Annotated in this window: 7 protein-coding genes; 4 read left to right on the top strand and 3 right to left on the bottom strand. The window is 68.1% G+C overall.

Features of this window, described 5'->3' with window-relative positions; all coding sequences use genetic code 11:
• Positions 1 to 178: 178 nt before the first annotated feature.
• Complete coding sequence (locus ABIB28_RS17900) at positions 179 to 1,471, bottom strand: sigma-54-dependent transcriptional regulator (RefSeq protein WP_354289414.1); 1,293 nt, start codon at positions 1,469 to 1,471, stop codon at positions 179 to 181.
• Positions 1,468 to 3,225, bottom strand: coding sequence for a sensor histidine kinase (locus ABIB28_RS17895; RefSeq protein WP_354289413.1), 1,758 nt, complete (start codon positions 3,223 to 3,225; stop codon positions 1,468 to 1,470). Before ABIB28_RS17895 ends, ABIB28_RS17900 begins: the two co-directional genes overlap by 4 nt.
• 358 nt (positions 3,226 to 3,583) lie before the next feature.
• On the opposite strand from ABIB28_RS17895, the gene ABIB28_RS17890 reads away from it, so the two are divergent.
• Both ABIB28_RS17890 and ABIB28_RS17885 read left to right on the top strand, forming a co-directional pair.
• Positions 3,584 to 4,924 carry a dicarboxylate/amino acid:cation symporter gene (locus ABIB28_RS17890; protein WP_354289418.1) on the top strand — a complete coding sequence of 447 codons (1,341 nt, stop codon included), beginning with the start codon at positions 3,584 to 3,586 and terminating at the stop codon, positions 4,922 to 4,924.
• Position 4,925: 1 nt separating this feature from the next.
• Positions 4,926 to 6,404, top strand: coding sequence for an alginate export family protein (locus ABIB28_RS17885; protein WP_354289412.1), 1,479 nt, complete (start codon positions 4,926 to 4,928; stop codon positions 6,402 to 6,404).
• 1 nt (position 6,405) lies between these two features.
• Here the strand turns inward: ABIB28_RS17885 and ABIB28_RS17880 are convergent, their stop codons facing one another.
• On the bottom strand, positions 6,406 to 7,656 hold the full coding sequence (locus ABIB28_RS17880; protein ID WP_354289410.1) for an arsenic transporter: 1,251 nt from the start codon (positions 7,654 to 7,656) through the stop codon (positions 6,406 to 6,408).
• 481 nt (positions 7,657 to 8,137) lie between these two features.
• On the opposite strand from ABIB28_RS17880, the gene ABIB28_RS17875 reads away from it, so the two are divergent.
• A complete protein-coding gene (locus ABIB28_RS17875; protein ID WP_165954530.1) occupies positions 8,138 to 8,290 on the top strand; it encodes a hypothetical protein in 153 nt (50 codons plus the stop codon).
• Positions 8,291 to 8,408: 118 nt separating this feature from the next.
• The gene (locus ABIB28_RS17870) at positions 8,409 to 9,167 is read left to right on the top strand and encodes a FadR/GntR family transcriptional regulator (protein ID WP_354289417.1); all 759 of its coding nucleotides are present in this window, start codon (positions 8,409 to 8,411) and stop codon (positions 9,165 to 9,167) included.
• Positions 9,168 to 9,399: the final 232 nt, after the last annotated feature.

Below are 9,399 nucleotides of genomic sequence, written 5' to 3'. Positions count from 1 at the left end.
CGCTGCGGTGACACCCCTCTAGGTCCACGCCCTGATTCGGTCAAACCCTTTTTTGCACTTTTCTTGCAATCCCGCGTCAATCCCGCAGAAACGCTCGGGTTCGGCCTTGCTTCGCCACCCATCCGTCGCAGGACAACCGGCCACCTGCTGATTCGGACCGCCCCCTCCCGGCCCTGAATCAGCTGCCGGACTGTCGCCGCAGGGCTCGGAGATCGATGCCGAGCCGCTTTACCCGGTAGTAGAAGGTCTTGCGCGGCAGCTGCAGGCGCTCGATCGCGAGCGCGATCTCGCCATCGGCGGCAGTGACAGCATCGATGATCGCTGCGCGCTCGAACGCATCGAGCCGGGCCGGCAAGGGTGCCAGCGCCATGTCGGGCTCCCCCCCGCTCTCATCGAGACCCAGACAGATCCGCTCGGCGGTCTTCTCGAGTTCGAGGACGTTGCCGGCCCAGCTGTGTCCGGCAAGGCGATAGGCATGATCCGCCACAGCGGGCATCGCGCAGCCATGCGTCCACGCTGCGCGGGCCAGGAAATGTGCGAACAGCAGCGGGATGTCGGCGCTGCGCTCGGCCAAAGGCGGCATGCGCAGTGGGACGCCAGCCAGCAAATGGAACAAGGCCGGCAACACGCGGTCGCGTTCGCCCGCCTGCACGGCGGCGATGATCCGGATGTCGACCGGATCGGGATCGCGCGCCTCGAGCGCGACCGCCCGCGTCTCGGCGAGCCGGACGAGCCGGTTCTGGAAGTCGTCGCTCGCCCATTCGAGGTTATGGAGAAACAGCGTGCCTCGGTCGGCGCGCGCCACGACGCCGTTGCGCACGAACAGCTCGCGCTCGATCAGCGCGGGCGTCACCGTCGCACAGTCGATCTTGAGGAAGCGATGTCGCGCGCGCCGGCCTGCGCGGTGAACGAGCCGCGCGAAATGCTCCTTGCCGGTGCCGAGCTCCCCCTCGATCACGATATCGAGCACGGCATCGGCCAGGACCGGAATCATCCCGCGCAGCCGGACGATCGCGGGTGTCGCGCCGATCAACGCATCCCCCGCTTCGGCATCGGCCGCGGCGCGGAGCTGCCGGTTCTCGAGGATCACCGCCCGCGCCTTCGCCGCGCGCGTCGCCGCCGCCAGCAACGCTTCGGGATCGAACGGCTTGGTCAGGAAATCCCATGCCCCGGCCTTGATCGCGCCGACCGCCATCTCGACGTCGCCATGTCCGGTGATCAGCACGACGGGCAATTCGGGATCGCGCGCGTTCAACACACCGAACAGTTCGATCCCCGACATACCCGGCATCCGCACGTCGGTGATGACGACCCCGGGATAGTCCGCGCCGATCGCCGCGAGCGCGCTTGCCGCATCGGCGAAGGCGCGCACGCTGAACCCCGCGAGTTCGAGGAGCTGCGTCGTCGCCGCGCGCAGATCGTCGTCGTCGTCGACCAGCGCGACCTCGAGCGGGGCGGAGGTCTCTTTCACGCGCGCCGCATCCCGATCTCGAAACGCGCCCCGCCCCCACCCCCGCCCTCGCCTTCACCTGGCAGCAATCGCAGCGTTCCGCCGAGTTCGACCATGATGTCGTGCGCGATCACCAGCCCCAACCCCAATCCTTGCGGCCGCGACGTCACGAACGGGGTGAACAGGCGCTCCGCAATTTCGGTCGACACGCCCGGCCCGGTATCCGCGACGACCAGCCGGACCTGCGTAGCGTCGCTCGCTAGGGTCAACGCGATCTGCCGTGTCTCGCACGCCGCAATCGCTTCCACCGCATTCTGCATCAGGATCACGAGCACTTGCTCGAGCCGCACCTTGCCGCCGATCACCGCGAGCTGCGGCGCGACCGTCGGGAGATCGAGCGTGACGCCGCGCAGCTGTTGCTTGAGGATCAGCAGCGCACCGTCGATCACCTCGGCGATCTCGACCGGCCGCATCTCCCCGGTCTGGCGGCGCGCAAAGCCGCGGAGCTGCGCGGTGACCGCGCCGATCCGCTCCGCCAGCCCGCCGATCCTGACGAAATTCTCGCGCGCCTCCGCCATCGCGCCGCGATCGAGCAAAATCGCGCCCGAGGCGGCATAGGTGCGGATCGCGGCGACCGGCTGCGCGGTCTCGTGCGCGACGCTCGCGGTGATCTGCCCCAGCGCGGCGAGCCGGTTGGCCTGGCGCAGCGCTTCGCGCAGTTCGGCGGCACGCGCTTCGCTTTCGGCGCGCTCGTCCATTTCGCGCCGCAGATCGGCGGTCTGCCGCGCGACCGCCCGTTCGAGTTCCTCGGTCCGGCGGCGCGACAGCGTAACGCGTTGGCGCCACGCCCAGGCAAGCGCGGCGAGCGCGATCGTGGCGAGCGCCGCGCTGACCGACGCGGCACGGCGCGCGGCCGCGACCGCTGCGTCGATCGGCTGCAGCAGGAGCAATTGCCAGCCCGGCTGCGCGGTCACCACGGCGCGCGCGAGAAAGGTCGCGCCCAGCCCGACAAAGCGATCCTCGCCATCGACCGCCGCGACCGGCAAAGGCGCAAGTGCGGCTGGCGTGACGCGCGCCTCGCCGCGGAACTGCGCTTCGTCGCGCGCGGAGAGCGGTCGCGTCGCGGCGAAGCGCCAGGCCGGCCGGCTCGTCACCAGCACGACGCCGAGCGGGTTGCGGACCAGCGTGATCCCGCCGGCGCCCGCCCAGACGCGTTCGATCCGGTCGAACTCGAGCTTGATGACGATGACGCCGCGATTGGCGATTCGGCGCGAGAGATAGAGGCCGGGGTGCCCCGACACCGTCCCCAGCGCATATTGGCTCGCCTCGCCGTGCGCGAGCGCATCGCGAAAATACGGCCGGAAGCGATAGTCGGCGCCGACAAAGCTCTGCGCCGATCGCCAATTGCTCGCCGAGATCGTGATGCCATCCGAGCCGATCACATAGATGGCGGGCGCGCCCGTCACGCGCGACAGCGCTTCGAGCTTGATGTCGAGCGCGCGCTTTGCCGCCGCACTGCCACCGATCGCGGCGATCACGTCGCGATCGTCCGCGAGCGTCAGCGGGAGCAAGCGGAACCGCGCGAGCTCGCCGTTGAGCAGCGCGGCGCGGAGCCGGGCATCGCTCTCGACTTGCTGATGCAGCGCCGTGACGACGCGCTGCTCGGCAAGACGCCCGGCGACAAAAGCAACCGCGATCGCCAGAATCGCCGCGACGATCCCCCAGCGCACCCCGATCGAGCGCCCGACTGCCGCCAGTGCCGTGCGCGCCGTCATCCGCCGGCCCGGCGGGCGGGCGCGGCACGATGCGGTAAGCTTCGAAGGGCAGCGCAGGTCATGGTCGATCGATCTGCCATAGCAAGCGGGCGATGGGACAACAGCTTCGCCACGCTGCGGTTGCGGGCGTGGCACACCAATGTGCAACTTTCGGCACAATGTCGCCAGCCTCTGTCCCGATTATTGCATATCGATCGGGCGTTCACAGCCATTCAGCCAGAGAGAAGCGATTATATTTCAATGTCTTGTGCGAAAATAACGAATTGTGCGCCATCCGCAGTCGCCACCGCCGCACACTGTTCGCATAGTCAACCGCCCGTCAGAGGCGCTCCCCCTGGATGAGGACGAGAAGGCCGTGATCCCGATTTCGCAAAACCCCGCCGCCGAGATACCGGCCGCTCCGCGCCGCCCCTGGTATCGCCACACCTATGCGCAGGTGCTGATCGCGATCGTCGCTGGCGTGCTGCTCGGGCATTTCTATCCGGCGACGGGTGAGTCGCTCCAGCCGCTCGCCGACGCCTTCATCAAGCTGGTCAAGATGATCATCGCGCCGGTGATCTTCCTGACGATCGTCACCGGCATCGCCGGGATGCGCGATCTCGGCTCGGTCGGGCGCGTCGTCGGCAAGGCGTTCGCCTATTTCTTCTTCTTCTCGACGCTCGCTTTGATCATCGGGTTGATCGTCGCCAATGTCGTCCGGCCGGGCGCGGGGCTCAATATCGATCCGACCACGCTCGATACGACCAAGGTCGCCGAATATGCCAGCAAGGCGCATGCGACGACGCTGGTCGGCTTCCTTACCGGGATCATCCCCAACACCTTCCTCTCGGCGCTGACCGAGGGCAACATCCTGCAGACGCTGTTCGTCGCGGTGCTGTTCGGCATCGGCCTGGCGATGATCGGCGATCGCGGAACCAAGCTGCTCGGCGCGCTTGAGGATATATCGGTCGCGGTGTTCAAGGTCGTCGCGATCGTGATGAAGGCCGCGCCGATCGGCGCGTTCGGCGCGATGGCGTTCACCATCGGCAAATATGGCGCGGGGACGCTCGCCAATCTCGCGATGCTCGTCGGCACCTTCTATGCGACCTCGTTGCTGTTCGTCATCGTCGTGCTCGGGCTGGTCGCGCGCTGGGCGGGGTTCTCGATCTTCACGCTGATCGGCTATCTCAAGGACGAACTGCTGCTCGTGCTCGGCACGTCGAGTTCGGAAAGCGCGCTGCCGAGCCTGATCGAGAAGATGGAACGCGCCGGCTGCCCCAAATCGGTGGTCGGGCTGGTCGTGCCGACCGGCTATTCGTTCAATCTCGACGGCACCAACATCTATATGACGCTCGCCGCGCTGTTCATCGCGCAGGCGTGCAACGTCGATCTGTCGCTCGGTCAGCAATTGCTGCTGCTCGGCGTGGCGATGCTGTCGTCGAAGGGCGCGGCGGGGGTGACGGGGGCTGGCTTCATCACGCTGGCCGCGACGCTGTCGATCGTGCCGAGCGTGCCGATCGCCGGGATGGCGCTGATCCTCGGGGTCGATCGCTTCATGAGCGAGTGCCGCAGCCTTACCAACTTCATCGGCAATGCCGTCGCGACCGTCGTGGTGTCGCGCTGGGAGGGCAAGCTCGACATGGAGCAGTTCCGCAGCGCGATCGCCGGGCGCAGCGTGCGCGTCGACGAGATGGCGGCCGACGCCGTTCCGGCCGAATAATATGCGCAAGCCGAACCCGATGCGCGCGCTGCGTGCCACCACCCCGCTTGCCCTGCTGCTTTCCACGCCAGCACTGGCGCAAGCGACCGCAGCGCCTGCCGCAAGCCCCGCCGCGACCGAATATCCCGCGGCGGCGGCGGGCGATGGCGCCACCACCAACGGCTATAATCTGTCGCGCTGGGCCGAGGATTGGCGCGTGCTGCGCGATCCCGCCAAGCGCGACGATCCGATCGATCGGATCAAGTTCATCCCGATCGCCGACGACGGGCAAATCTATTTGACGCTTTCGGGCGAGGCGCGGCTGCGCATCAACATGACGAGCAACCCGAACTTGCGCGAGACGCCGCACCAGCGGCAGGACATCCGCCGGCTGACTGCGGGCGCCGATCTCCATCTCGGGCCGCATCTGCGCCTCTACGGCGAAGTCGCGCATGGCGGAATCGGCGGGCGTGAACTCGGCGCGCCCGCGGCGACGCTGCGCAACGCGCTGACGCTCCAGCAATATTTCGCCGAAGCGACCGCCGATGTCAGCGGCGTCGCGCTCGGGGCGCGCTATGGCCGCCAGGAATTCACCGACGGCCCCAATCTGCTCGTCTCGCAGCGCGACAACAACACGATCCGCTATACGCTCAACGGCATCCGCGCCTGGGCGCGCACCGGCCGCTTCCGCCTCGACGTGTTCGACCTCAAACCGACGGCGTACGGCGATCTCGGTGTCGAGGACGATATCAGCGATCCGGCGCGCCGCTTCTCGGGCGTGACGCTCGGCATGGTCGTCCCGACGCAGTGGTTCGGCGGGTCGAAGCTCTACGTCGATCCGTTCCTGTGGCGGCGGCGCAATTCGGTCGGCACCTGGGGCGGGCGGATCGGGCCGGGACGGCGCTTCTACGGCGGCGTGCACGTCTGGGGCGATGCCGGCCCCGTGACGATCGACTGGACGCTCAACCATCAATGGGGCAATTTCATCGAGCAGCGGATCGATGCGTGGCACGGCTTCTTCGCGCAGACCTATCGCCTCGGGAAGAGCCCCGCCGCGCCGCGGATCGGCTTCCATGCCGATTATGCGAGCGGCGGTGGCGGCTATGGCGGGCGCACGCTGCGCAACGCCTATGCGCCGTTCGGCAACAACGTCTATTACAGCTATCAATTGTCGCTCACGCCCTCGAACCTGATCGCGGTCGCGCCGACGGTGAGCTTCACGCCGGTCAAGAAGCTGCGCGTCAGTGCCGAATATCAGCTGACGTGGCGCGACGATGCGCGCGACGCGGTGTACCGTGCGAACGGCCAGCCGTTTGCGGGCACGCAGACCGTCGCCGACCGCAAGATCGGCAATGTCGCGCGCGTTCAGGCGGTTTGGTCGATCGCGTCGCGGCTGTCGTTCACCGGGCGTTACGAGCACCTTGCGGCAGGGCCATCACTGACGAAGGCCGGCTATGCCAGCTCGGACTTCCTCGCTGGCTGGCTGAGCTTCCGCTTCTGAGCTAGCCGATCAGCAGCCGCGCGCCGAGTGCGGCGGCGAGCGCGGGGGCCATCGTCACCGCGCCGACCTTGAGGAAGCGCCAGAAGCCGACATCCTCGCCCTCGCGGCGGATCGCCTGGAGCCACAGGATCGTCGCGAGCGACCCGGTGATCGACAGATTGGGGCCGAGATCGACCCCGATCAGCAGCGCATCGACGATCAGCCGCGGCGGATGGACTTGCGCCACCGCGGTGCTCGCCACCAAGTCGGCGGGAAGGTTGTTCATCAGGTTCGACGCGAAGGCGAGGATCGTCCCCGACAGCGCCGCACCCTGTACCGGGTTCGCCGCCGCCGCCTTCAGCGCTGCGGCGACCTGCGCGATCACGCCGGTGCGATCGAGCGCCTCGACCAGCACGAATAGCCCCGCGACGAGCGCGAGCACGCTCCACGACACCTGCCCCGCGAGCGCGAGCGGCGAGCGCTTCGCCAGGGCGCACACGCCGAGCGTCGTCGCGAGCCCGGCAACGCAGGTCGGCAGGCCGAGCGACAGGTTGAACGCCGACATGCCGATCAGCACGCCGGCGGTCGCGACGATCCCGGCGAGTGCCGCCTTGCCACCTACCGAGAGCGGGGTGCGCTCGACATCGGATTCGCACGATCCAGCGAGGCTCTTGCGCTCGATGCAGCGGAGCGCCGCATAGGTCACGACGATCGCCGCGAGCGAGGGCAAAGCGAACGACCCGAACCACTGGCCGAGCGGCGGCATCTTCCCACCATAGAGCACGAGGTTGGCGGGGTTGGAGATCGGCAGCACGAAGCTCGCCGCATTGGCGATCAGCGCGCACGCGAACAGCAGCGGCAGTGGTTCGGCCTTGGCCTTGCGCGCCGCGGCATAGACCGCAGGGGTGAGCACGACCGCGGTCGCGTCGTTCGACAGGAAGGTCGTCGTCACGATCCCGGTGGCATAGACGAGCAGGAAAAGCCGTGCGGAAGAGCCCTTGGCGTTGATCGCCGCGGTCGCCGCGACCCAGTCGAACAGGCCTTGTTCGCGCGCGGTTTCGCTGAGCAGCATCATGCCGATCAGGAACAGATAGACGTCGAGCCCCTTGCCGATCGCCGCGACTGCCGCCGGAACGGGCATCAGCCCGAACACGACGAGCAGCGCCGCGCCGGCCACCGCCCAGATCGCCTCGGGCAAGCGGAAAGGGCGCGTGATGACAGCGCCGGTGGCGGCAGCGCAAATGCCCCAGGTGGCGCCGTTCGCGAGGATCACCGACGCCGTCCATTCTTGTCGGGGCCGAGCTGCGTCCCGGCGTCCGCCACTCCCTTCGCCGTCATCGTACGCTCCTGCTCACACGGACCGAGCGCCCGCCGGCGTCAGACCTGAAGTGTCCGAGCGTCACGCTACCGCCACCATCGAGCCTAAACAGCTCCCTTCGCTTTCAGTTCACTTGGATTAAGAACTTGCCGCAACTCGCCTTGAGCGCGGCGCGCCGCACAACCACATTCTGTTGTCGGACTATTGACCCAAGCCAGACTGCGTCACCCTTTTCTGCAGTCGGGTCCCGGAAGCGTCCCGTAACGCCGGTTGCACGATGCACCACGACGAGCCGCCACCACGCGCAGCGGTCTCGGGAGAGATGGGATGACCCGGCCAGGTGATTGCGCGCTCTTTGCTTCGGCGGCCGCTGAGGCAGGGCCTCCCTGCCCGTTCAGCGCCGCATCTTCCAGCGCCGCCGCGACCGGCCGGCGCGATGCAGGAAGCGGCACCACCCTCCGCGCGCTGGCTCCAGGGGCCGATCGCGGTCGACCTCGGCGATTCCATGATCCGCCCGCGCCAGCTCTGGACGATCGCGCCTGCGCCCGGCGGCGGCGCGCGGGGCGCGGTGCGCGGTGCGCCGTTTTGACTGAAAGGCTGGATTATCCGTAAACATGCTGACACGATGCCCGACACGCTGGGATGGGCGCAGTTTCCGAAGCGCGCCGTCGCTGCTAGAGGGAAAGGCTGTGACGATTAAAGCCCCCATCATCGCGCCAGACGATGCCGACGCCGGAAACGGTTCCACCCCTCTGGCACGCCAGCCGCGCGGCAAGGGCAGACGCCTGCGCGGCGCCATTGCCCACAAGCTTGGCGTCGCGATCCTGTCGGGCGAATATGCCCCCGGCGAAACGCTGTCGAGCGAGACCGTCTTTGCCGAGACGCTCGACGTGTCGCGCAGCGCGTATCGCGAGGGGATCCAGGGGCTGATCGCCAAGGGCCTGGTCGAGAGCCGCCCCAAGACCGGCACGCGCGTCCTGCCGCGCGACCGCTGGAATCTGCTCGACCCCGACGTGCTCGCCTGGGCGTTTGCGGGCGAACCCGATCCGCAGCTGGTGCGCAGCCTGTTCGAGCTGCGGCTGATCATCGAGCCCGCCGCCGCCGGGATCGCCGCTGCCAAGCGCGACCGCGACGACATCAAGCGGATGAAGGACGCGCTTGCCGCGATGCGGCGCCATTCGCTCGCGACCGAGCCGGGCCGAACGGCCGATCGCCAGTTCCACGACGCGATCCTGCGCGCGACGCGCAACGATGCGCTGGTGGTAATGAGCGCCTCGATCGGCGCCGCAGTCGCCTGGACGACGCAGTTCAAGCAGCGGATGCGCGCGCTGCCGCGCAATCCGATCCCCGATCACGTGCTCGTCTATGACGCGATCGTCGCCGCCGATGTCGAGGGTGCGACCGCGGCGATGCGGCGGCTGGTCGAATTGGCGCTCGAGGACACGCAAAGCGTGATGGCAGTCTAACGTGCCATGCCGGACTTGATCCGGGATCGATGCTAGCCGGTCGAGCATGGCGGCCGGCGCTCTTGGCATCCCCGGGCTGGCGCTCCAGCGCGACACCTTGGCGCGGCCTGCAAACGTACGACCTGATTCGTGGTCGTCTGGGCTGCTTATCGCCTGCTACGCGCCGAAGGCATTGCGCAGCAGTGGATCATCGCGCGCATACCCGTCCCTTCGAGAACACGCGTCGCCGCCG

It is taken from the genome of Sphingomonas sp. UYEF23 (assembly GCF_040546165.1).
Lineage (GTDB): Bacteria > Pseudomonadota > Alphaproteobacteria > Sphingomonadales > Sphingomonadaceae > Sphingomonas > Sphingomonas glacialis.
This window is presented reverse-complemented; position numbering and strand designations above follow the sequence as displayed.